The organism is Pseudomonas sp. AD21 (assembly GCF_002878485.1).
Lineage (GTDB): Bacteria > Pseudomonadota > Gammaproteobacteria > Pseudomonadales > Pseudomonadaceae > Aquipseudomonas.
This window is the reverse complement of sequence record NZ_NQYG01000036.1, coordinates 11,612-32,932: the sequence shown is the minus strand read 5'-3', so window position 1 is coordinate 32,932 and position 21,321 is coordinate 11,612. Positions and strand designations below refer to the sequence as shown.

Annotated in this window: 20 protein-coding genes; 9 read left to right on the top strand and 11 right to left on the bottom strand. The window is 61.4% G+C overall.

Annotation, left to right across the window (positions count from 1 at the left end):
- Position 1: 1 nt before the first annotated feature.
- From tssG to tssB, 6 genes are all read right to left on the bottom strand, one after another.
- Entirely contained in the window at positions 2–1,027 is a 1,026-nt protein-coding gene (gene tssG / locus PseAD21_RS19625; RefSeq protein WP_102357194.1) for a type VI secretion system baseplate subunit TssG, read from the bottom strand.
- Positions 991–2,784: a type VI secretion system baseplate subunit TssF gene (gene tssF / locus PseAD21_RS19620; RefSeq protein ID WP_102357192.1), complete on the bottom strand. Its 1,794-nt coding sequence runs from the start codon at positions 2,782–2,784 to the stop codon at positions 991–993. Before tssF ends, tssG begins: the two co-directional genes overlap by 37 nt.
- Positions 2,768–3,211: a type VI secretion system baseplate subunit TssE gene (tssE, locus tag PseAD21_RS19615; protein WP_102357190.1), complete on the bottom strand. Its 444-nt coding sequence runs from the start codon at positions 3,209–3,211 to the stop codon at positions 2,768–2,770. The genes tssF and tssE overlap by 17 nt, the downstream gene beginning before the upstream one ends.
- A 15-nt stretch (positions 3,212–3,226) precedes the next feature.
- Complete coding sequence (locus tag PseAD21_RS19610) at positions 3,227–3,721, bottom strand: Hcp family type VI secretion system effector (protein WP_102357189.1); 495 nt, start codon at positions 3,719–3,721, stop codon at positions 3,227–3,229.
- A 182-nt stretch (positions 3,722–3,903) separates the two neighbouring features.
- Positions 3,904–5,388, bottom strand: a complete 1,485-nt coding sequence (tssC, locus tag PseAD21_RS19605; RefSeq protein WP_102357187.1) for a type VI secretion system contractile sheath large subunit — start codon at positions 5,386–5,388, stop codon at positions 3,904–3,906.
- Between the two features lie 29 nt (positions 5,389–5,417).
- Positions 5,418–5,960, bottom strand: coding sequence for a type VI secretion system contractile sheath small subunit (gene tssB / locus PseAD21_RS19600; RefSeq protein WP_102357186.1), 543 nt, complete (start codon positions 5,958–5,960; stop codon positions 5,418–5,420).
- A gap of 225 nt (positions 5,961–6,185) precedes the next feature.
- Between tssB and PseAD21_RS19595 the strand changes: the two genes are divergently transcribed.
- The 5 genes from PseAD21_RS19595 to tssA are packed head-to-tail and all read left to right on the top strand — an operon-like array spanning position 6,186 to position 13,693.
- Positions 6,186–6,632, top strand: a complete 447-nt coding sequence (locus PseAD21_RS19595) for a hypothetical protein (RefSeq protein ID WP_025111456.1) — start codon at positions 6,186–6,188, stop codon at positions 6,630–6,632.
- Between the two features lie 46 nt (positions 6,633–6,678).
- The gene (gene tssK, locus PseAD21_RS19590; RefSeq protein ID WP_102357184.1) at positions 6,679–8,010 is read left to right on the top strand and encodes a type VI secretion system baseplate subunit TssK; all 1,332 of its coding nucleotides are present in this window, start codon (positions 6,679–6,681) and stop codon (positions 8,008–8,010) included.
- Between the two features lie 18 nt (positions 8,011–8,028).
- A complete protein-coding gene (locus tag PseAD21_RS19585; RefSeq protein ID WP_102357183.1) occupies positions 8,029–8,793 on the top strand; it encodes a DotU/TssL family secretion system protein in 765 nt (254 codons plus the stop codon).
- Positions 8,790–12,614, top strand: a complete 3,825-nt coding sequence (locus PseAD21_RS19580) for a type VI secretion protein IcmF/TssM N-terminal domain-containing protein (RefSeq protein ID WP_102357181.1) — start codon at positions 8,790–8,792, stop codon at positions 12,612–12,614. The genes PseAD21_RS19585 and PseAD21_RS19580 overlap by 4 nt, the downstream gene beginning before the upstream one ends.
- Complete coding sequence (tssA, locus tag PseAD21_RS19575; RefSeq protein WP_102357180.1) at positions 12,611–13,693, top strand: type VI secretion system protein TssA; 1,083 nt, start codon at positions 12,611–12,613, stop codon at positions 13,691–13,693. Before PseAD21_RS19580 ends, tssA begins: the two co-directional genes overlap by 4 nt.
- Here the strand turns inward: tssA and PseAD21_RS19570 are convergent.
- The 5 genes from PseAD21_RS19570 to PseAD21_RS19550 form a co-directional block, all read right to left on the bottom strand.
- Complete coding sequence (locus PseAD21_RS19570) at positions 13,690–14,658, bottom strand: 2-hydroxyacid dehydrogenase (RefSeq protein ID WP_102357179.1); 969 nt, start codon at positions 14,656–14,658, stop codon at positions 13,690–13,692. The two genes, tssA and PseAD21_RS19570, sit on opposite strands and share 4 nt — an antisense overlap.
- Positions 14,659–14,830: 172 nt before the next feature.
- Complete coding sequence (locus PseAD21_RS19565; protein WP_102357178.1) at positions 14,831–15,259, bottom strand: hypothetical protein; 429 nt, start codon at positions 15,257–15,259, stop codon at positions 14,831–14,833.
- Between the two features lie 15 nt (positions 15,260–15,274).
- Positions 15,275–15,775: a DUF4822 domain-containing protein gene (locus PseAD21_RS19560; protein ID WP_102357176.1), complete on the bottom strand. Its 501-nt coding sequence runs from the start codon at positions 15,773–15,775 to the stop codon at positions 15,275–15,277.
- A gap of 371 nt (positions 15,776–16,146) precedes the next feature.
- Complete coding sequence (locus PseAD21_RS19555) at positions 16,147–16,671, bottom strand: cysteine hydrolase family protein (RefSeq protein ID WP_102357175.1); 525 nt, start codon at positions 16,669–16,671, stop codon at positions 16,147–16,149.
- 206 nt (positions 16,672–16,877) lie between these two features.
- Positions 16,878–17,261 carry a tautomerase family protein gene (locus PseAD21_RS19550; protein ID WP_102357173.1) on the bottom strand — a complete coding sequence of 128 codons (384 nt, stop codon included), beginning with the start codon at positions 17,259–17,261 and terminating at the stop codon, positions 16,878–16,880.
- Positions 17,262–17,552: 291 nt separating this feature from the next.
- Here PseAD21_RS19550 and PseAD21_RS19545 point away from each other — a divergent pair, with 291 nt between their 5' ends.
- From PseAD21_RS19545 to PseAD21_RS19535, 4 genes are all read left to right on the top strand, one after another.
- Positions 17,553–17,747: a hypothetical protein gene (locus tag PseAD21_RS19545; protein ID WP_102357172.1), complete on the top strand. Its 195-nt coding sequence runs from the start codon at positions 17,553–17,555 to the stop codon at positions 17,745–17,747.
- A gap of 51 nt (positions 17,748–17,798) precedes the next feature.
- A complete protein-coding gene (locus PseAD21_RS29780; protein ID WP_178082144.1) occupies positions 17,799–17,969 on the top strand; it encodes a hypothetical protein in 171 nt (56 codons plus the stop codon).
- 254 nt (positions 17,970–18,223) lie between these two features.
- Positions 18,224–19,504: an HAAAP family serine/threonine permease gene (locus tag PseAD21_RS19540; protein ID WP_102357170.1), complete on the top strand. Its 1,281-nt coding sequence runs from the start codon at positions 18,224–18,226 to the stop codon at positions 19,502–19,504.
- An 80-nt stretch (positions 19,505–19,584) separates the two neighbouring features.
- Positions 19,585–21,231 carry a SulP family inorganic anion transporter gene (locus PseAD21_RS19535; RefSeq protein ID WP_102357168.1) on the top strand — a complete coding sequence of 549 codons (1,647 nt, stop codon included), beginning with the start codon at positions 19,585–19,587 and terminating at the stop codon, positions 21,229–21,231.
- Positions 21,232–21,321 lie beyond the last annotated feature (90 nt).

The following is a 21,321-nucleotide window of genomic DNA, read 5'->3' as shown; positions in this document are numbered from 1 at the left end:
TTCAGGTGATCTCCAGCTGACGAAGACGGGTTTCGATGCGCTGCACCGCGAGGCTGGCCTGACGCTGCAAACCGCCGTTCCAACTGAGCAGGGCCGGCGTCTGACGCCCGAGTTTCATTGGCCCGGCGCCGCGTATCAGCAGCACCAGCGTGACGTCCAGATCCGGGCCGAAGTACAACGCCGCGAGGCTGGCCAATGCCGGGTGGGTCTCGCCGTCCGGCAGAAAATTCGCGGCCTGCGCCGAGGGCAGCGGGCCGAGGGTCAGGCGGATACCGGCGTGTTCATCCCATACCCGACTGCCGGCCACCGCTGTGCGACCCAGTTGCAGGTTGCGCCCGCCGGGCTTGATCACGCTGCGACTGGCCAGCGGAATTTCGCGCCAGGCGCCTTCATAGGCACTCAGTTCCACCGGCACGGCGAACTGCTCACGGACAATCGCCGCGAACCCGGCCAGTGAGCGCCGGCCATCGGCGAACAATGCGGTGCAAGCCAGCACCGCGCAGTCGGGAACCGCCTGGCGCTCCTGCAAGGCCTTGGGCAACAAACCGGTCAACGCACGCAGTTGCGCCTGTACCGGCGAAGCCCTCGGCGAGACAAAACCCAAGGCTACGCGGTGTTTGCGCATGACCTTGTAGAGCAGGCTGAGCAGTCGATGCTGGAACAGATCGAGGAACGCGGCCGGCGCGTGATCCTTGGCGCGTGCCCGTTGTTGCAGCCATTCCTGATAGGCGTAGGGCAGCGGGCCGTCCGGGCCGCCGAGGCCGAACATCGGTGTGTCGAGGGTCAGCGGCTGGCCGGGTTCTTCGTGCAGGTTTTCGATCTGACTGGTGGGGAACAGCGGCGTCAGCGGTCCGCGCAATTTCAGCGCTTCGGCCTGGGGCGAGGTGCCGCTGCCCAGGGATTCGGCCTGCGGTTGCTCGCGCTCGAGCAGCAGCAACGCCTGCAGCCATTCGAACGCCTGCGGATCGCGGCGCAGTCGTTGGCTCAGGCTCAGAGCGACAGGGGCATGCCGGCTTGGGGTTGCCATGCCTTGACCTCCTTGTCGGCCTGCATCAACACCGTGCGCACAAAGCGATTGGCCGTGGCGTACACCGAAAAGAACTGTGCCAGCACTGCAGAAAACAACACCGCGCTGCTGCCGACGAAGTGCTGTGGATCAAGCTGCAACTGCACCTCCAGGCCATTGCGCCAACCGCGCCAGGCGTCGGCGCCGACATGGCCGATCACCCGTTCGCAACGCAGGCTCAACAGCCCCTCGATCTGCCGCAGGGCGCTGGCCTCGTCGCGCAGGTTGTGCAGGTGCAGAATCTCTTTCAATGCGTCGAGTGCCTGCGGGCCTTCGACCAGCGACAAGTGATTGAGGGTCAGTTGCGACACCAGCCGCCAGCGTGAGTCACCGTCCAGGCGCGGCAGACTCTGTGGGCTCGGTGGATTGCGCAGCCGCGCCCAGGCCACCGGCCCGGGCCGTTCGAAACCCAGCGGCGTGCCGGCCAGCAGGCTTTGCGCCAAATGTCGATTGGTGCACAACAGTTCGGCGGTGAGGCTGTAGTCGGGCAGGTCGGTCTGCGGTTCGAAACGGGTGTCGACCACACTCACCAACAGGTCACTGCCGAGCCGGTTCGGGGTCATGCCGCTGACCCTTCGTGCGTGCCAGTAACACTGTTGATCGCCGCCGCTGTGCTGGCTGCCGTAATACGCCGGCAGCCGCTGCACCCCGGCGCTGGAACTGGCGCGCATGACGCGAATGCTGTGGATCTCGACGCTGTTTTCGCGGTGGCTGTCGGCGATCAGCCGGTACTCGCTGCGGGTGCCATCCGGGCGCAGCGGTTCGGAGGTACGCGGGAACAGATTGATCGCCGGAGCGCAGCCGAGTGCGATGTCACTGGCCTGCAAATGCACACGACTGGTCGGGGCGCGGTCGAAAACGATGTACAGGTACAGCGTCCGGCTGTCGCTGGAAACGCCGCTCAACGGCAGATCGAAGAAATGAAACTTGTCCGGGAAGGCAAAGTATTCCGCCAGCAGGCGCATGCCCGGGTGCACGCCGTCCTCGTCGGGCAGCAGCACTTCGTCATCGCTGAAACCGACGATCTTCGGCAAGCCTTTCACCGGCGTCGGAATGCTCCCGGGCGAGCCGGCCAGCACTTGCACCGCATGTGCTCCAAGCAGGTCGTACAGGCCGGCGTTGATCACCGGCGATGCCGCCAGATGAATGCGCAGGTGCTCGATGCCAAGTGCTGACCATTGGCTCTCACCAAGGCAACGCAGGCTCAGGCGCAATGCCGAACGCGATTGCGCCACACCGGTCAACGCTTGCGCCTCATCGCTGCCAAGCAGCAACGCTTCGCTCACCTCGATCGGCCACAAATGCACAGCGGCCGAGGTGCGAAAGTGAATGCTCTCACCTTTGCAGGTGGTGACGAACAGCGGTGTGTCGCGGGGCAGTGGATAGCCGCCGTCGAGGTTGCCTTTGCTCGGGTCCGGTTCGAACTGGACGATGGCGCAGGACGGCAGCGGCCGCACCGCCAGCGGATAAAGCTGTTCGAGCAAGGCATCGCTGAATTCGGCGTAGTCGTCGTCGAGTCGGCGTTGCAGGCGTGCGGCGAGCAGGGCAAAGCCTTCGAGCAAGCGTTCGACATGCGGATCCGGACACTCGCCGGGTGACAGTTCCAGACGTCGCGCGACCTTCGGGTAGCGCTCGGCAAACTGGCTGCCGGCGTGGCGCAACCAAGTCAGTTCGCGCTGGTAATAGTCGAGCAGTTGCGGGTCAATCGAGTCGCTCATGGCGCACCTCCAGCCCCTCACCACCAGGCTCGATGACAAACGCCACGGGCCAGTATTGCAGGCCGCTGCGCAGTTCGCCGACCAGGCGAATGCTCAGTTGTTGCGGATGCTCGGGAAGGGCATTGACCTGGACCTCGCCCAGTTTCAGGCGTGGTTCGAAATGGGTGACGGCTTCGCGGATATCCCGCGCCAGCCGCCGACGGTCATCGCTGCGCTGCTGTTGCAATGCGCTCCAGTCAGCGATGCCGTAGTCGATCACGCTGGGTGGTTCGGTCAACGTGCGCGGGCCACGGCGGGTGTTGAACAGGCGCCCGAGCTCGGCGTGCACCGAGTCGAGCAGATCCTGCCGATTGAATTCCCGCGCCCCCTGCGCCTCGCTGGACGCGAGGCGTTCGAACAGCGGCGGGAGAATGCCAGTGCCGGCCATGGCCTATGCGTCCGGTCAGGCTGACTTGTTGGCAGCCATGTCCCAGGTCGAGGCGGCCGTACCTTCCTTGGTGCCGTCGTCTTTCTGTGCGGTAAGTTCCCATTTGATCTTGGTGAAGTTCAGGGAAATGGTTTCCACCGGTTTGCCGCCGGTGCCACCGCTGACACTGACGTTCGACAGCACCACGTTGGTCAGGGTGTAGATGATGAACGGCATCAGTTGCCCGCTGCCCTCGGCGGCGTTGCGGCCGATGGTGATCTTGGCTTCGGGGATCGGTTTGCCGGCGCAGCAGTAGCCATTGAGCGACGGCGTGGAACTGTCAACGAACTTGGTCAGGGTGAACTCGCCGACGTGAGGTTTGCCGGAGGTCCGTTCCGAGTTGCTGACGTCGTTGGTCACCTGCATCGCCACATTGTGGCTGTAGGACATGACTTCGATCTTGTCCGTGTAACCCTCGAGCAGGCTGTCACCTTTGATGTCGCCGCCGAGGTCGAGAATGATTGCATCCATCGCTTGAAACTCCTGAAGAAAATTCACATTTGGCAAATGAGCTGAGCACTGAACCTGTGGCGAGGGGATTTATCCCCGATGGGCTGCGTAGCGGCCCCAGCAAAACAGGGCCGCTGCGCGCGCCAACGGGGCGGTGCGACGTTTCGCTAAATCCCCTCACCACAAAGGTTTGCTTTTAAGCTTTAGGCAGCAACCGGTGGCGGCAACGTCGCCACCAGGCGGATCGATGCCGTCAGTTCCTCAAGCTGGAAGTGCGGCCGCAAAAACACCGTCGCCTTATAGGCGCCCGGTTTGCCGGCCACTTCGGTGACGTCAACTCGCGCCTCACGCAACGGGTACTGCGCCTTGATTTCCTGCGGCGCGTTGTCGTTGATCAGTACGTAGTCGGCGATCCAGTTGTTGAGGTAGCTCTGCACGTTATCGCGGGTCATGAAGCTGCCGACCTTGTCGCGCATGATTACCTTCAGGTAATGGGCGAAACGCGAGGCCGCCAGCACGTACGGCAACATCGCCGAGATCCGCGCGTTGGCGTTGGCCTCGTTGGTGTTGTAGACCTTGGATTTGTTGGTGGTCTGGCCGCCGAAGAACACCGCGATGTCGCTGTTCTTCTTGTGGCACAGGGCGATGAAGCCGAGGTCGTTGAGCTCTTTTTCGCGGCGGTCGGTGATCGCCACTTCGGTCGGGCACTTGAGCGACAGGTCGCCGGAACTGGTACGGAAGGTATGCGCCGGCAGGCCTTCAACCGCACCGCCGCCTTCAGCACCACGGATCGCCGCGCACCAGCCGTACTTGGCGAAGGCTTCGGTGATGCGTTGCGACAGCGCCCACGCGGCGTTGCCCCACAGGTACTTGCTGTGGTCGGTGCCGTTGACGTCTTCAACGTAATTGATGCCTTCGACCGGCGAGGTTTCCGGGCCATATGGCAGGCGCAGCAGGAAATGCGGCAGCACCAGCGACACGTAGCGTGAGTCTTCGCTCTCGCGGAACGAGCGCCACTTGATCAGCTCCTGGCTCTCGAAGACTTTCGACAAGTCACGGGGTACCGCCAGTTCGGTGAAGCTGTTCATGTCGAACAGGCGCGGGCTGGCGGCGGCAATGAACGGTGCGTGCGCGGCGGCGGCGACGTTCGAGAGTTTCTCCAGCAGACCGATGTCCTGCGGGTGCCGGCCGAAGGTGTAATCACCCACCAGCAGGCTGAACGGGTGCCCGCCGAAGGTGCCGTATTCCTCTTCGTAGATCTTCTTGAACAGCGCGCTCTGGTCGAACTCGACGGCTTTTTCCAGGTCGTTCTGCAGTTCTTTCTGCGTGACGTTGAGCAGGCGCAGTTTCAGGCGGGTACTGGTTTCGGTGTTCTGCACCAGCATGTGCAGGCCACGCCAGGACGCTTCGAGTTTCTGCAGATCAGGGTGGTGCAGCACCTCGTTGAGCTGGGCGCTGATCAGTTCGTCGATCTGGCTGATGCGGTCGTTGATCATTGCCACGGTGTCCTTGTCGATGGCCATGCCTTCGTCAAGCACCTGGGTGGCGAACTCCGCGAGCATGTCGCGGGCGTAATCCTGCTGACTGTCATCGTAGGCCATGCGGCCCTCGGCGATGATTCGGTCAAGCAGGGATAAAGTCTCGGCTGCAGCATTGTCGCTGGCTTGATTCTGGGCGGCGGCGGGCATGGCGAATTCTCCCCTCGTTAAGTGGACGATCAGGCTTGCGGTTCGGCCGGGGCCTCGGCGTCAGCGGCCGGGGTAGCGGTGTCTGGGCGAGCCGACTTGATTTCCTGCAGGCCTTCGGTGTTGGCGATGACGTCGCGCAGCAGCTTGTCCAGGTCATCGTTGCCATCGAGTTTGGTCAGCAGGTCGCGCAGGCGCTGGCGTGCCTCGAACAGGCGGCGCAACGGGGTGACTTGCTCCACCACCTTGACCGGGTCGAAGTCGTCGATGTGTTTGAAGTTGAGTTCGATGTTGAGCTTGCTGTCGTCACCGCTGAGGGTGTTGTTGACCTGCAAGGTGGCGCGTGGACCGATCGAAGCGAGCACTTCGTTGAAGTTGTCACGGTCGATTTCGGTAAAACGCCGTTCAGTCAGTTTTGCCAATGGTTCGAGCGGCTTGCCCGAGAGGTCGGCGAGAATTCCGACGACCAACGGCAATTCTTTTTTCTCGATGGCATCGCCGATTTCGACGTCGTAGGTGATTTGCACTCGGGGCGGGCGAACCCGGTCGAGCTTGTGCTGAGTACTTTCTGCCATGGTGGCTGACTCCGATGCGAAGGCGGGCGCAATGCATCGGGAGGCCCGTTCATCGCTTTCCCTTACTGGACCGTAGGTTAGAAAGGGTGGCAGATGACCTGTCGTTCCTTTGACAAACCTTCCTCATTCGGCTGCAGGAACCGAACTATCCAAGACGCTAGAACAGGTCTATAAAAAAGCAAGCAAAAACGATTTTTGACTGCCACGGGAAAAGGAAAATTCATTTTGTGCGGACGATTTTTTGTAGCGTTTTTGTTGGCGCTGCTGACCGGGTGTTCATTGTTCGGGCCGAAAGTGGATCTCGACAGCCTGACCCTCGACGTCGCGCCGAAGGCCAATGACGACACACCGATTGCCGTGGATTTCATCGCGGTCAATGACCCGGACCTGCTCAAGCAACTGTCGGGAATCAGTGCCAGCCAGTGGTTTGCCGAGCGCGAGCAGTACCAGCGCGACTATCGTCAACTGATGAGTGTGTGGGGAGTGGAGCTGGTACCGGGGCAATTCATCGACCGCCAACCGTTCCCGTTGGGGGGCAAGAAGGCCGCTGGACTTTTGGTCTTCGCCAGCTATAACACACCCGGAGCACACCGCTTGCGGCTGGATGATCAGAGCGAAGCGTGGCTCAAGTTCGACAGTCGCGAGATGAGCCTGGTCAGCAAGGAAAACTGAAACACACCGTCCGCCGCCGGTTCGCGGTGCAGTCGAAGGGAGTCGTATGAGTCTGCTACCTGACGCGGTTTGCTGGCACGAAGGCATGCAATTGCTGCCCCAGCATTTTCAGTTGCAGGGCCTGCGTGCCGAAGCCCTCGGCGCGCACCTGGCGCAAGCATGCAACCCCTGGTTCTGGGGCGTCAGCCACATGGACTTCGACCCTTCGGCGCTCAGCGCTGGCGTGGTACGACTGCTGTCGTTGCAGGGGACGATGCCCGACGGTTTGCCGGTCAATCTGCAAGCCGGCAGCGGGCCGATACTGGAGCTGGATGTCAGCGCGGCAATCAGAGCCACCGACGATGCCACCGTCACCGTTTACCTGGCGATCAGCCCGTTGTGGCGCGCCGGGCAACTGCTGCCGCTCAAGGGGCGTTTGCAGTCGGTGGTCGGCGAGGCGTTACCGGATCTCACCAGCGGCGAATTTCCTGAATCGATCACCGTGTGGCGGCCCAATCCGCGCCTGTGTACGCAGGCGAACAAGGCCGATTCGATCTGTCTGCCGCTGTTGAAAGTGCGCAAGGAAGGCGGCGGTTTCCTGCCATTGGCCTATACACCGCCGACTCCGGTGCTGTTGCCCGACGCGCCGTTGGGCCGGCGTGTCGCCGGATTGTGCGCACGGGCGCGGGAGAAATGCATGTTCCTCGGCGGGCGTCTGCGTCAGGCGCAACAGGCTGGCAATCAGGACGATGCGCTGGAGATTCGCCGGCAATTGACCGCGTTGTGGGCACGCCTGCCGGAAGTCGAAGGTGCACTCAACAGCCGCATCGCCCATCCGCAGAGTGTGTATGTGCAACTGCTGGGTCTGGCTGGCGCGTGGTCGGCACTCGATCCGCTGGCCGGGGTGCCGGCGTTCGCGCCGCTGGATTTTCTCGAGTTGCAGCGCGGTTACGACGCGGTGCTGCAATGGCTGGAAACCACCCTGGAACTGATCCGCGCCGGTTATCGCAGCCTGCTGTTCGAACGTGGTGAGCAGAGCTTCTCCATTCAGTTGCCGGATGAGCAGCCGAGCCAGCGACTGGTGATCGGCCTGCGCATGCCCAACGGTGCCAGCGAGCAGGCCGCTGGTGACTGGCTGCGCGGCGCGATCATCGCTTCAGCGCCGCACATTGCCTTGCTCAGCCGCCAGCGCATGAGCGGTCTGACTCACCAGGCGATGAGCCGCAGCGAGCAGGTGGCGTATAGCGTCGGTGAAGACACGCGGCTGTTCGTGGTCACTGCCCAAGGGGCGTGGTTCGACGCGCAACTGCCGTTGATGATTGCCGCGCCCGCCGCGAAGCTGACCAGCAGTCCGTGGCAAGTGGTGCTGTTTGTCGCCCAGAACAGCGAAAGTGCCTGATCACACAAGGAACGCCGTATGTCGCAAGGAAGTGCCGCAAGCCTGGGGTTGCAGGACGCACCGCTGAGCAGCGCGTTCCGCCAGACCTGGCAGCAATGGCAGGTGGACTGGAGCCAGTTGCCCAAGGACAGCGAAGACGAAGCGGCGCTGGTCGACACTGTGGTCGAGTTGTCGACGCAGGCTTCGCAACGATTGTGGCGCACGGCGTATTCGCGGGTCGGCGATTCGGCCACCGAACAGGTCAAGGCGCTGGTTTACGCGTTTGTCGCACTGGTCGATGAAACGCTGCTGTTTACGCCCTGGCCCGGGCAGGCCGCGTGGCAGGACAAGCCGCTGGAGTCGCGGCTGTACGCCAGTCGGCAGGCCGGTGAGCAACTGCCGGCGGCGATTCAGACTCTGCTCGACGAACAGCAACCCATCAGCCGCGACCTGGCCAACGTCTATCTGCAATGCCTGATCCTTGGCTTCAACGGTCGCCTGCGCGGCGAACACAGCCAGGCGCAACTGGAGAAATGGCGCCTGGCGCTGTTCAACTTTGCCTGGCAGGACGATGCCAGTTACGCGGATGTCAGTCAGCGGCTGGCGCAGCCCTCACTGATCGCGCCGTTGCAACTGCCGGTGCGCAGCGCATTGCCGGACGGTTTTCGGCTGGCGCTGGGCATTGTCGCGATGGTGTTGCTGCTGACCGGCCTCGGGCAGTTTTTCTGGCGTGACATTCGGTTGGAGCTTGAGCCAGTGCTGCAAATCAGCGATCCGGCGATCACGTCGGAGCAAGACTCATGAGCGTCCTGACGATTGTCGCTTGGGTGGTCGCGCTGCTGTTGCTGCTGGTGATCATCGCCGTGGCCGTATGGTGGTTGCGTACCCAGAGCGGCGCGGCAATTCGCAGTTTTTATGCTGCGGTGCGGCACATGGAGCAAGAGCAGGGCAGTCACGATCGCTACCAGATGCCATGGCTGCTGTTGCTCGGTGATGAAGCCCAGGGCACGCAACTGGTCAGCGAGTGGCGTTTGCAGCCGACCGACAAACCGGCGTGGTTCGGTCGCTGGTGGTCCGATCCCGAAGGGGCGGTGCTGGTGGTGCCGCAGGCGTTGTTCCTGCCCGATGACGGCATGCACCTGCAGCGTGGCGGCTGGTGGCGTCTGCTCGGACTGATTTTGCGTCTGCGCAGCAAACGCCCGCTGGACGGAGTGGTCTGGACAGTGCCGGCCAGTCGCCTGGGGAGTCTGGAGCAGTCCACCCAGCTCGGTCTGGCGGCGCGCCGACGTTTCATTGATCTGCTGCAACGCTTCGGCTTGAGTGTGCCGGTGTACGTGATCGTCACCGGTCTTGAGGAATTGCCCGGGTTTCAGGAACTGATCAGCGCGCTGCCCGACGAGGCGCGCGAGCGCACCCTGGGTTGGTCGACACCCTACGCCCGCGACGCGGTGTGGCAGGGACAGTGGAGCGATCAGGCGCTGGATCGCCTGCACCGCGCGGTGTCGGAAGCGGTGATCGAAATCGGCACCTTGTCCGGGCACTTGAGTGCTGATCTGTATGCCTTGCCGGAGCGTCTGGAGACATTGCGTCGCGGCTTGCAGAGCGTGCTCGAACCGGTGTTTCAGGGCAACGCCCAGGGTGAGGCACCGTGTTTTCGCGGCGTGTATCTGACTGCCAATCAGCCGTCGGACGATGCGCTGGACGGCTTTTCCGCTGACGACAGCAGCTTGCAGCGCAGTGCGTTCATGCGCCCGTTGTGGCGCGAACGACTGGTGGGTGAACGCGGCCTGGCCCAAGGCGTGCCACGTCTGCTGCGTTTGCGCCAGCGTTGGCAGCGGATCACCGCCGGCGTCGCGCTGGTGGTCGGGGTGGTGTGGGCGGTAGCGATGGTCTGGATCTGGCGCGACTCGGTGCGCGATGCTCACGAACTGGCGCGGCTGATGCAAGGCGCACAGAAGAGTTATGTCGCGGTCACCGACGAGGCGCACCGGATCGAGCCAACCCGGCGCAATGTGCAGAGCTTCTGGCGGGTGCTGGAGAAAGCCCCACACTGGCATTACGTGTCGCTGGTATTTCCGACCTCGTGGTTTTCTTCTTTCGATACCCGGATCGAACAGGAGCTGTTTCGCTCCACCCAGCGCCACATGCTGGTACCGCTGCACGATTTGCTGGTCGCGGAACTGGCGAAAATCAAGGCGATCCGCAGCACCGACCGGCGCAACAGCGTGGAAAGCGAAGACCCGGCGCAGTGGCAGAACTATCAGAAGGCGACGGACCTGGTGGATCGGGCATTGCGTCTGGAACAACAGAATCAGCTGTTCGGTGAAGTGCAGAACAACCAACGGGTGCCGCTGGATGATCTGGTGCAACTGAGCAACAGCGCGTTGTCACTGAACCTCAACGCCGCCACCTTGCCCCACGCCGCTTACTACAATCGGCTGCTGGCGGCGGGCGACAGCGGCGACTTGCAGGCGCTGGACCTGAGCGTGGAGCGGCCGCTGATCGTCAGCAACTTCACCGGGCTGATGGAGCGCTGGCTCGATCAGTATTTCCTCGCCGACAACTTCGTCAGCAAGGCCGGTTACCTCAAGCTGCATCTGGAGCAATTGGAGGCGGGCAGCGGCAACAGCCTGAGCGAGCTGGAGGATCTGCGTGCGCTGATCGACGATCTACAAGCGGCCATCGCTCTGACCAACTCGACGTGGAGTCGCGGTAAGGGCCAGGAACTGGTGCCGGGCTATCGCGATTTCCTCGACAAGGTGCGCAAGAGTTCATTGCTTGGGCCGGCTGTCGAGCAGCAACTGGACCAGCAGGCGGGCAAGCTGCAACAGAGCTTTCGCGATCAGTGGATCGCCCAGGTCGGTTCGCGCGGCAACCTGCTGGTACAGCAGGGCAGCGGGCAACTGGCGCTGCAGGAACAGGTGGTCAAGCTCAACAACGCGGTGCAGGCGCTGTTCAAGCGTGACTTCGTGTCGGTTGCCATGCGCGCCAGTCAGGACAACGTCAACCTGCAGGGCCAGACCGTCGACGGCGACGACCTCAATACCTCGCTCAGCTACTTCGCCAGCTACAAGAGTTATGTCGCCGAAGAGTTGCCGCGCATCCCGCCGGCGTATCGCGAAGCCTTGCTGCAAGCCGCCGAAAGCGCCGCCGCTCAGGCGATGTGGCTCAGCCTCAAGGATCACAACGACCAGACTCAGCCTTATGCCGTGTTCAATGTGAAGGCCGAACAGGCCATGGCCCTGCAGAAAGCCTTCGTCGAAGTGCACCGCAGCGATCTGGCGTCGCGTCTGCAAGGGGCGTTGAACCGGCGGGCACTGGCGCAGATCGTCAGCGGCCTGGAGGAAATCACCGCACAGCCGTTGTTCGGCGGCCGTACCGAAATCAGCCAGTGGGACGGCTCGAAAAACCTCGGTCTGCAACTGTACGGCGCCAGCGATGTGCAGGACCTGAAGCTGAGTCTCAAGCAGCAGTTCAACACCATGCTCGGCATTACCGAACGGCGTACCTCGGCGTTGCAGTGGCTGACGACTCAGCAGGGCAATCTGTCGGCGCTGGATTACGAACGGGTGACCCAGTTCAGCGCACTCAACGACGAACTGCTCAAGTACAAGGACGCCAACCCGGCCAGTTCTCCTGCGCAGATCGAACAACTGGTCAGCCGCGACTTTGTCGAGATGGACACCGGCACCTGCGTGCAGACGTTGCAGACGGCCAACATCGCCGGCGGTCGCGGCACCCTGGCGATGCGCGCGGTGGAGTTGCAACAGAGCGCCATGCAGCGCTGCCAGTTCCTGCAACAACAGCAGGCTGCGGCGGCGTGGAACGAGCTGGCGACCTATTTCAATCAATACCTCGCCGATCGCTTTCCGTTTGCCAACGGTGTGCAGGCGCAAGATGCCGACCCGGCGCGGGTCCAGCACTTTCTGGAAATCATCGACAAGCGTCTGGCGGTGGCCCAGGCCGGACTGGTCCTGAGTCAGACCCCGGAGCGGCTGGCCGCCGAAGATTTTCTCAATCGCCTGAAGCAGGCCAGCGTATGGCTGACGCCGCTGTTCGTGCGCGACAAGAGTGGCATCCTCGGGGTTGAGCTCGACGTGCGCTGGCGCACCGACCGCGAAGAAGAGAAGGGTGCCGATCAGGTGATTGCCTGGGGCCTGCTGGCGGGAAATCAGCAGATCAGCTACCCCGGTGCCGAACAGCCGAACCTGCGCTGGATGGTCGGTCAGCCGATTCGCCTGACCTTGCGCTGGGCGCGTAACGGCAAGGAGCGCCCGGTTAACGATCCGTTGCAACCGAACCTGGTGGTGCGCGACATGGAGGCCGGTTGGGAGTACGGCGGGCCGTGGTCGTTGCTGCGCCTGATGCGCGCGCACTTTTCCGTGCAGCGTCAGCCGAACCTCGATTACACCGATTTTCCGCTGGCGTTGCGCCTGCCAGTGACGGCGGCGACCGACAGTATCACCAGCGAATCTACCCGGATGTTCGTGCGCCTGTCGCTGATGAGTCAGGGCTCGAAACTGCCGCTGGCGATTCCGCCGCTGCCGACCCGCGCACCGCGTTCGCCCTATCAACTGAGTGGCGCCACCGCCGCTCTGGACGCCCGTAAAGAGGAGGGGTTGTGAGCCTGCCATCGACGACTTTGCCGGACCTGATCGATCAGTTGCTGGCGCCCATCAGCGCCGAGCAACCCTGCGGGGTGGATTTGCGCTACGAGCGCGAGTACGACCAGTTGCGTGACCTGCGCCGCGAGGACGACACCAGCCTGCCGACCGGGGTCTGGCAGTCGGCAGTCAAACGGGCGAACTGGCCGGACGTGGAAGCGCTCACCACGAGCCTGCTGCTGGAGCGCAGCAAAGACCTGATGCTCGCTGCGTGGCTGGGCGAGGCGTGGCTGCATCTGCAAGCGCTGGATGGTTTGCCCGGCAGTCTCGCGCTGATCGCCAGCCTCTGCGAACGCTACCCCGAGCAATTGCACCCGCAGGCCGAGGACGGCGACCAGTCGTGGCGGGTGATTCCGCTGGAATGGCTGGTGCGCCGCTACAGTGAAGTCCTGCTGACCCGGGTGCCGCTGTTCGGCCCGCACCACAGTGATTTCGAGTTCTACACCCTGGACGTCTGGCGCCGCTTGCAGGTGCAGCAGGTCAAGGCCAACGACAGCAAGAACGCCAAGACCTCGGCTGACACCGCGCGCAACGAACAAAAAAAACTCGGCGACCAGATCCGGGTCACGCCCATGGCGTTCTGGCTGCGCATGCAGGGCAATCTGCTGTTGAGCTTGCAGCATCTACAGCGATTGGACGCCTGGAGCGAAAGGTATCTGGGTGAGCAGGGGCCGGGGTTTCACCCGTTGCAGGAAACCATTCAAGCGTTGCTGACGCTGGTTCAGGAGTTCATTGCCATGCACCCACAACAGCCGGCACCGCCACCTGCGGTGGTTGAGGTCCCTGTCGCCGTGGCACAACCGGTTGAAGAGGCGCCTGCCGCGCAGGTGTTCCGTGAGCCGGCCAGTCGTGAAGAGGCGTACCGACAATTGTTGCTGATCGCCGAATACCTGGCCCGCACCGAGCCTCATAGCCCCGTACCGTATCTGATACGACGCGGGGTGGAGTGGGGCAACAAGCCGTTGAGTGAATTGCTCGGCGAGTTGATCTCGGCGGACGCCGAATCGCGTCGTTTGTGGACCTTGCTCGGGGTGCTTTAGTGCACCCGCTGATTACCCAGGCGCGGCGGTAGCGCAATCGGGGTCAGCACCGGTTCTCCGGAAAAGAACGCCACCAGGTTTTTCCCCACCAGTTCTACCGTGCCTTGGGTGGCTTCCGGTGACAGGCCGGCGACGTGCGGCGTTAGAATCACGTTGCTCAGGCTTTTCAGCGCATCCGGCACCTGCGGTTCGTGATCGAACACGTCCAGCGCGGCACCGGCAATCCGCCGTTGCTCCAGGGCGATGATCAAGTCGGCGGTGGCGATGACACTCGCTCGGGCGATATTGACGATGAAGCCCTTCGGGCCCAGTGCATCGAACACCGGACGGGTCACCAGATGCTGGGTGCCGATTCCGCCCGGCGTGGCAACGATCAGAAAATCCGAGGCCCGCGCCAGTTCGGTCGGCGTCGAGCAGAACGCGTACGGCACATCGCTGCGCACCTGCCGGTTGTGGTAACTGACCTGCATGTCGAAACCGAGGTGGGCGCGCCTGGCAATCGCCATGCCCACCGCGCCCAGCCCGAGAATCCCCAAGCGTTTGTTGGCCAGCGACGGACGCATGATTTTCGGCCATTCACCCCGGCGCACGGCGGCGTTGCAACGCGGAATGTCACGCACCAGCGCCAGCAGCATCGCCATGGCATGGTCGGCCACCGACGAGGCGTTGACTCCGGCGCCGTTGGTCACGGTGATCCCGCGATCGCTGGCGGCTTGCAGGTCAACATGCTCGTAACCGGCGCCGATCACGGTGATGATCTTCAGGATCGGCAGGGCGGCGATTTCATCGGCGGTCAGGCCCAGCGGACCTCGGGTCAGCACTGCGTCGATTCGCGAGCCATGGGTGGCGATGGCTTGCGCCCGTTCGGCAGGGGTTGGCGCGAGGATCAGATGAAAACCCTGATGCTCGAGAATCGGCAGATAGTCATTGATGGTTTCAACCAGTACCAGAACGGTGGCGGGCATTACGCGGCTCCTGTGATCGTCGGCGGGGTTGCTTCGCGAAAGTTGTTGCAGAGTGCTGATTGCGGAGCGGCTTGGCAATCGTTGTCATTCGCGCGGTGCTGATTTGATTCTGGACGGCTTCGCTCAAGAAGCAAGGGCGCCGGCACACCGGCCATCCAGTGTGCCGACCTGATCATGGGGCTGCCTGGGCTCTGGTTTGCTCGGCCAGGGCAATCGGTTTGAAATCATAGGTCGGATAGAACTCGGTCCGGTAACTGCCCCACGCGGTATTTTCCAGGGCAAGGTTGACTTCCGCCAGACGCGAAGCCGGAAACCGCACGGTGACCACCTGGCCGATGCCCATCATGATTTTCCAGCTCACCACTTCAACGCCGGCCGGCGGAAAGGTTTTATAGAAACCTTGCCGGGTGAGCTGGGCTTTGATTTCACTCAAGGGGCGCGACTGGTCGTGTTTCAGGAATACGGTGAGCATCATCGCGTTGTCCGGAGTGGCGACGGCATTTTTTGCCAGTGGAGTAGTGGCTTGCGCATTGGCAGCCGTGTAGTGGAGTGAAGAGATCAACAGTGACGAAACCAGAAATGTTTTAAGTGTTTTTTGCATGGTGAACTTCCTTTTTTATTGTATGAAGGCTGATGTCGTTTCTACTGTTCCGGTGTAAGGCGCGTGAACGACGTAGATGCGTACAAGCGGGTTGCTTTCCACCATGTCGCGTGGCACTTCCCGGGAGTAAGTGAACTCATTTTTATTCAGTGCTTCCAAACGTCGGACAATCGTTTTGGTGGTGCCGATATCCGGGACAAGAACATGTTCGTTGTGATCGCCGGTGACAAAGAAATAACCACCGCCGCCATTGTTGTATTTTGAATTTCCAGTGTCGGTGTAAAAGAACTCATAACGATTGCGTTCGGGATCCCAGGTCGATATGCCAACGACGCCGGGATAATTGTCTTTTACGTCGGTTTCGGCAGCGCCTTCGATATAGACCCGGGTGGTCAGCCATCGAGGTGAGGAGGCTAGTTCGCGAACGTCGATACTCGCCGGGGCCTGCTGGGCCACGCTGGCGAAAGGAAACAGCAATCCTGCAAGCAACAGGCAGGTCAGAGCACTTTTTTGCATACGGTATCCTCTTTATGAAAGTTTTCAGTTTATGGACTGATCAAGTGTTCTAACGTCCAGCCGTGAAAAATATAGGCCCGACTGGCAGCGGTTTACAATGGCAAGGTAGTTGCTTGTAATATAATGGTTGTGTTTGGATCTGGGTAATGTTTTGTTGCTGTTTTTTGAGTTGTTTTAAGTTGTAGGATTAATCTGAGGTGTCGGGCTTGTTTGGGTGTTAAAGCGTTGTTTTTTGCGCGATGAGTCGGCTGTTGCTGTTGATAAACATCATTGGTAACAGTAAGGGCTTAAACAGGCTTGTAGGAAAACAAATGCAGTTGCAGATTGCGCATTGACGCCGCCGCACTTTGGTGCGGCGGCTCAGATTCGATTCAGAAAGTCACGTCGGCACTGTTGATCAGCCGCACGAACGTGCCACCGAGGGTGGCGTTGTGGTGCTCGATGATGGCTTGGGCAGGCAGCGCCGGGGTGTCCATGCAGGTGTGCGCGTCGGCCACCAGCAGCGCCTTGAAGCCCAGATCGGCAGCGGCGCGGCAGGTGGCATCGATGCAGAACTGAGTCTTCATGCCGACGAGGTACAGGTCGTCGATCTGTGCAGCATTGAGCTGCGGCGCCACATCCGTGCCGTGGAAAGCGTTGGGCCGGGATTTATCAAACAGGTGGTCGGCGTCAGCCTTGAGTTCGAGTTCCGGCAGCAATTGCCAGAAGGCGCTGCCAGCAGCAATCGGCGAGCCCGCCGGGCCGGTGTGGCGTACGGCATAGATCGGCACGTGTTGCTGGCGTGCCTGGTGGATCAGGTGCTGGATGTTGGCGAGCACACGTTCGCCGTCGTGGGGTTTTTCCGGGCCATGGAACAGACCGACCTGCATATCGATGATCAACAGTGCTGCGGACATGGTGTTTCTCCTTGAGGGCTGCAAGTGCCGCACGGACGGGAGAAACAACAAGGCCCCGTCCATTGCTGGCGGGGCCTTGGGTTCACTGCGCTGGATTCACCTCAGGCAGCCACACCACGACCCGCCAGTGGCGGTCGTGGTGGTACGGGTGTGGTGCAGCGGGCGAATGTTCATGCGCCGATCATGCTGGCGGCGGCGAAGGGCTGTCAACTGGCGTATTGAGCGATGCCGTTGCCGAACGACCAATTCTCCTTTTTGACTTCCACCAGATTGATGAACACGTCTTCCAGGCGAATGCCCAGTTGTGTGTTCAGGCTTTGCGCAATGGTCTGGTACAGGGCCTTTTTCTGCTCCAGCGTCCGGCCTTCGTTGAGGGTGATCTGGATGATCACCAACTGATCGCTGCGCTGGATGCCCAGGTACTGCGGGTCGAAGATGAAATGCTCGGCATCATGTTCGTTGAGAATCTGGAAGTTGTCGTGTTCCGGCACGTTAATGGTGTGACGCATGGCGGCGTAGATCTGCTCGCCAATGCGTTTGGCGAACGTGGGATCGGCGTGTTTTTTGATTTCGACGCGGACGAGGGGCATGGGCAGAGACTCCTTGGGGCAGGGGACTCATTCACGCTAGATGATCTGGGCGAAATTGAAAGTATCGGGTGGGTGAACCGATGCATTCGCGAGCAGGCTCGCTCCCACCTTTGGAAGGTGATCACCTGTGGGTATGAGCCAGCTTGCGAAAGCGTCGGAGGCTACCTACGAAACTTGCGGATTCTGCCTGCGAAGTTGGCGGATGCATCTGCTATCGGAACGGCGATGAACACGAAATCATGTGGGCACAGAGCAGCCCGGGCAGTCACTGCCAACAGCCAAGGAAGGCGAATGCTTCAAAACAATCGAGAACATCTGGAACTCGAACGGCTACTGAGCGAAACACGCAAGCTTGCGGCTGAACGGAAAAAGCTCATGGCAGAAGAAAAAAAGCTGAGGTGGGAGACGTATTTTTATCCACTCGCGGTAGTCACTGGGGTGTTAACCGCGACAGCGGCAGTAGTAGGCCTTTCACTTAAGTTTTGAGTGTTCGCGTTTCTCACTATTCAGAGCCATGTCCCCAATAAGGAAATCACTATGAACACATTTGACCGTCAGGCCATGATTGAGCGAGCGGATCGAGAGTACGATGAATGCGTTGAAAAAATGCGCATCAAACACAAAGGCGAAATGGTTCCAATCTTGGGACTGTTAGGTTTCGGCCTTTTTTGCATGTCACTCGGATTCCTCCTGGCCCGATCGATCTGACCAAGTCTTCCCGATCGCACATTGCACTGAAGCTTGCCAGAAAGCGACATGGCGCATACCTGTTGCCGACAACCATTTTCCCGAAAGCGACAACCCGCTGATCTGCTCCGTACAACCATTCCTCAGCTAAGTCTTTGCTTCTGCTCATTTATCGCGGAGAATCGCGCCCCTGTTTCGGCCGGAGCATGTCTGTCGGTTTTTTCCGACGCGTCCTGACCGAGTGGCAAGTGACCGGAATGCGGAGATCCGACCGGATGAATGATCAGGCCAATAGCGTCGACGAACGCTATGTAGCGGCAGCACCAGCTGAACTGTCGAGCTGGAATCGCCATGACACCACGTGGATGTTGGGACTGTTCGGGACGGCCATTGGCGCCGGTACCCTGTTTTTGCCGATCAACGCGGGTCTGGGGGGCTTCTGGCCGCTGGTGATCCTCGCGCTGCTGGCCTTCCCGATGACATTCTTCGCTCACCGCGGTTTGACCCGCTTCGTGCTTTCCGGTCGCGAAGGCGCTGACATCACCGAGGTGGTCGAGCAGCATTTCGGCATCAAGGCCGGTGCACTGATTACTCTGCTGTACTTCTTCGCCATCTTCCCGATCCTGCTGATCTACAGCGTCGGCCTGACCAACACGGTCGCCAGTTTCCTCGAGCACCAACTGCACATCACGCCGCCACCGCGCGCGCTGCTGTCGTTCGTGCTGATCCTCGGCCTGCTGGCGGTGGTGCGTTGTGGCGAACAGGCGATCGTCAAGGCGATGAGCCTGATGGTGTATCCGTTCATCGTCGCGCTACTGTTCCTGGCGGTGTACCTGATTCCGCACTGGAACGGCGGCATCCTGACTACTGCTTCGCAAGTACCGGCGCCGTCGGCGCTGTTGCACACAATGTGGCTGGCGATTCCGGTGATGGTGTTCTCGTTCAACCACTCGCCGATCATCTCGGCGTTCGCGGTGGATCAGAAGCGTCGCTACGGTGCTAACGCAGAACAACGCAGTTCGCAGATCCTCTGCCGCGCCCACCTGTTGATGGTGGTGATGGTGCTGTTCTTCGTCTTCAGCTGCGTGCTGACCCTGTCGCCGGAACAACTGGCCGAAGCCAAGGCGCAGAACCTGTCGATCCTGTCGTACCTGGCCAACCACTTCAGCAACCCGGCCATCGCGTTTGCGGCGCCGTTGATTGCATTCGTGGCGATCTCCAAGTCGTTCCTCGGCCACTATATCGGGGCCAGCGAAGGCCTCAAGGGCCTGATCGTCAAGACCGGCAAGCGTCCGGGCGCCAAGGCGCTGGACCGTATCGTGGCGGCGTTCATGCTGGTCGTGTGCTGGATCGTTGCGACCCTGAACCCGAGCATTCTCGGGATGATCGAGGCCGTCGGTGGTCCAGTGATCGCTGCGATCCTGTTCCTGATGCCGATGTACGCGATTCGTAAAGTGCCAGCGATGGCGCGCTATCGCGGTCAGGCCTCGAACGTGTTTGTCACCGCAGTAGGTCTGGTGGCTATTTCGGCGGTGATTTATTCGCTGACGGCGTAAGCCAAAGCGTTAGAGACTCAGCTACAGTGGCCGCTGTGCGTGATGCGCACAGCGGCTTTTTTTCGTCTGGAGACAGTGGATTGTCGAGCGCGCCCCAACCTGTAGAACCACCCAATCGCTGGCAGGACATCCTCGCCGGCCTGTCGATTGCCGGTCTGCTGTTGCCCGAAGCGGTCGCGTATTCGACCATCGCCGCGCTGGCGCCCCAGGCCGGGGTGATTGCCCTGTTTGCCGGGTTGCTCTGCTACGGGCTATTTGGCACCAGCCGCTTTGCCATTGTTTCCGCCACGTCTTCATCGGCGGCGGTGCTGGCGGCGGCCACCGCGACCATGGCCAATGGCGACCCGCAGTTGCGCGCGACGCTGGCGGTCGGGCTGGTGCTGGTCACTGGCGGCCTGTTCCTGCTGGCGGGTATCTTTCGTTTCGGCAGCGTCACCTCGTTTATCGCCAAACCGGTGTTGCGCGGATTCGCCTTCGGCCTGGCGCTGACCATCATTCTCAAGCAGGTCGCCAGTGTGGTCGGCGTGCACCTGACTGATGCCAATCTGGTGCGTTTCGCCCCGCAACTGCTTGAACAATTGCCGCAATGGAACTGGCCGGCCGCCGCTGTGGCAGCCGTTGCGTTGGTACTGTTGGGGTTGTTTGCCCGCTTTCCACGGGTGCCCGGTGGTTTGCTGGTGGTGGTAATCGGCATCGTTGCCGGGCAATGGCTGAATCTGCCGGCACATGGTGTGCCGCTGATCGGCTTGATCGACCTGAGCCTGGAGGTGCCGAACCTGCCGGTGCTGCCGTTCGCCGATTGGCTACGGCTGGGCGAAGTAGGGTTTGCGCTGGTGATGATTCTGTATGCCGAGTCATACGGCTCGATCAGTTCGTTCGCGCTCAAGCACGGTGATCGTGTGACCTCCAACCGTGACCTGCTGGCGTTGGGTGCATCGAACCTGTTGTCCGGGCTGTTTCATGGCATGCCGGCGGGGGCAGGGTATTCGGCGACGTCGGCGAACGAGGCGGCCGGGGCAACTTCACGCTGGGCCGGGGGCGTGGCGGCGCTGGTGGTGCTGGTGATCGTGTTGACTGTATTGCCGTGGATTGCCCTGACACCGGAACCGATTCTGGCCGCCATCGTCATGCATGCGCTGGGCCGTGGCTTGAGTCTGCAACCGCTGGGGCGTTACTTCGTCTGGCGGCGGGACCGGGTGCTGGTGTTGTGCGCGGTGGGAGCGGTGCTGGTGCTGGGGATTCTCGACGGGTTGCTGGTGTCGGTGGCCATCAGCGTGTTGCTGATGCTAAAGCAGATGTCGGCGGCGGATATTCAGGTACTCGGGCGGATCGACGGCGGGCATGACTTTGTCGATCTGCAGCGGCATCCGACGGCTGTCTCTGAGCCGGGGGTGTTGATTGTGCGGCCCAGTGAAGCGTTGTTCTTTGCCAATGTGGAGCGGATTCTCGGCGCGGCATTGCGTCTGATTCGGCATTCGGACGCGCCGGTGCACACGGTGATCCTCAGTCTTGAAGAAACCCCGGATCTGGATGGCACCAGTATCGAGGCGATGCAGGAGTTTTTTCTGCGGGTGCATCAGGAAGGCAAGCGGCTGATTCTGGCGCGGCTCAAGCATGAAGCGCTGGCGGTGTTGGAGGCGTTGCCGGAGGTGACGGCCAACGGGGTGATCCTCAGTGGGTTGAGCGTGGATGGCGCGGTGCAGCAGGCCCGCAAGCTCAACCCATAATCCCCTGTAGGAGTGAGCCTGCTCGCGATAGCGTTGTGTCAGTCGATAAAAATGTAGCTGACACACCGCTATCGCGAGCAGGCTCACTCC

Excerpts from the sequence above, each read along its gene's own strand:
- tssG (WP_102357194.1), bottom strand. The coding sequence starts at position 1,027 with ATGGCAACCCCAAGCCGGCATGCCCCTGTCGCTCTGAGCCTGAGCCAA.
- tssF (WP_102357192.1), bottom strand. The coding sequence starts at position 2,784 with ATGAGCGACTCGATTGACCCGCAACTGCTCGACTATTACCAGCGCGAA.
- tssE (WP_102357190.1), bottom strand. The coding sequence starts at position 3,211 with ATGGCCGGCACTGGCATTCTCCCGCCGCTGTTCGAACGCCTCGCGTCC.
- PseAD21_RS19610 (WP_102357189.1), bottom strand. The coding sequence starts at position 3,721 with ATGGATGCAATCATTCTCGACCTCGGCGGCGACATCAAAGGTGACAGC.
- tssC (WP_102357187.1), bottom strand. The coding sequence starts at position 5,388 with ATGCCCGCCGCCGCCCAGAATCAAGCCAGCGACAATGCTGCAGCCGAG.
- tssB (WP_102357186.1), bottom strand. The coding sequence starts at position 5,960 with ATGGCAGAAAGTACTCAGCACAAGCTCGACCGGGTTCGCCCGCCCCGA.
- tssK (WP_102357184.1), top strand. The coding sequence starts at position 6,679 with ATGAGTCTGCTACCTGACGCGGTTTGCTGGCACGAAGGCATGCAATTG.
- PseAD21_RS19585 (WP_102357183.1), top strand. The coding sequence starts at position 8,029 with ATGTCGCAAGGAAGTGCCGCAAGCCTGGGGTTGCAGGACGCACCGCTG.
- PseAD21_RS19580 (WP_102357181.1), top strand. The coding sequence starts at position 8,790 with ATGAGCGTCCTGACGATTGTCGCTTGGGTGGTCGCGCTGCTGTTGCTG.
- PseAD21_RS19570 (WP_102357179.1), bottom strand. The coding sequence starts at position 14,658 with ATGCCCGCCACCGTTCTGGTACTGGTTGAAACCATCAATGACTATCTG.
- PseAD21_RS19565 (WP_102357178.1), bottom strand. The coding sequence starts at position 15,259 with ATGCAAAAAACACTTAAAACATTTCTGGTTTCGTCACTGTTGATCTCT.
- PseAD21_RS19560 (WP_102357176.1), bottom strand. The coding sequence starts at position 15,775 with ATGCAAAAAAGTGCTCTGACCTGCCTGTTGCTTGCAGGATTGCTGTTT.
- PseAD21_RS19555 (WP_102357175.1), bottom strand. The coding sequence starts at position 16,671 with ATGTCCGCAGCACTGTTGATCATCGATATGCAGGTCGGTCTGTTCCAT.
- PseAD21_RS19550 (WP_102357173.1), bottom strand. The coding sequence starts at position 17,261 with ATGCCCCTCGTCCGCGTCGAAATCAAAAAACACGCCGATCCCACGTTC.
- PseAD21_RS19545 (WP_102357172.1), top strand. The coding sequence starts at position 17,553 with ATGCTTCAAAACAATCGAGAACATCTGGAACTCGAACGGCTACTGAGC.
- PseAD21_RS29780 (WP_178082144.1), top strand. The coding sequence starts at position 17,799 with ATGAACACATTTGACCGTCAGGCCATGATTGAGCGAGCGGATCGAGAG.
- PseAD21_RS19540 (WP_102357170.1), top strand. The coding sequence starts at position 18,224 with ATGAATGATCAGGCCAATAGCGTCGACGAACGCTATGTAGCGGCAGCA.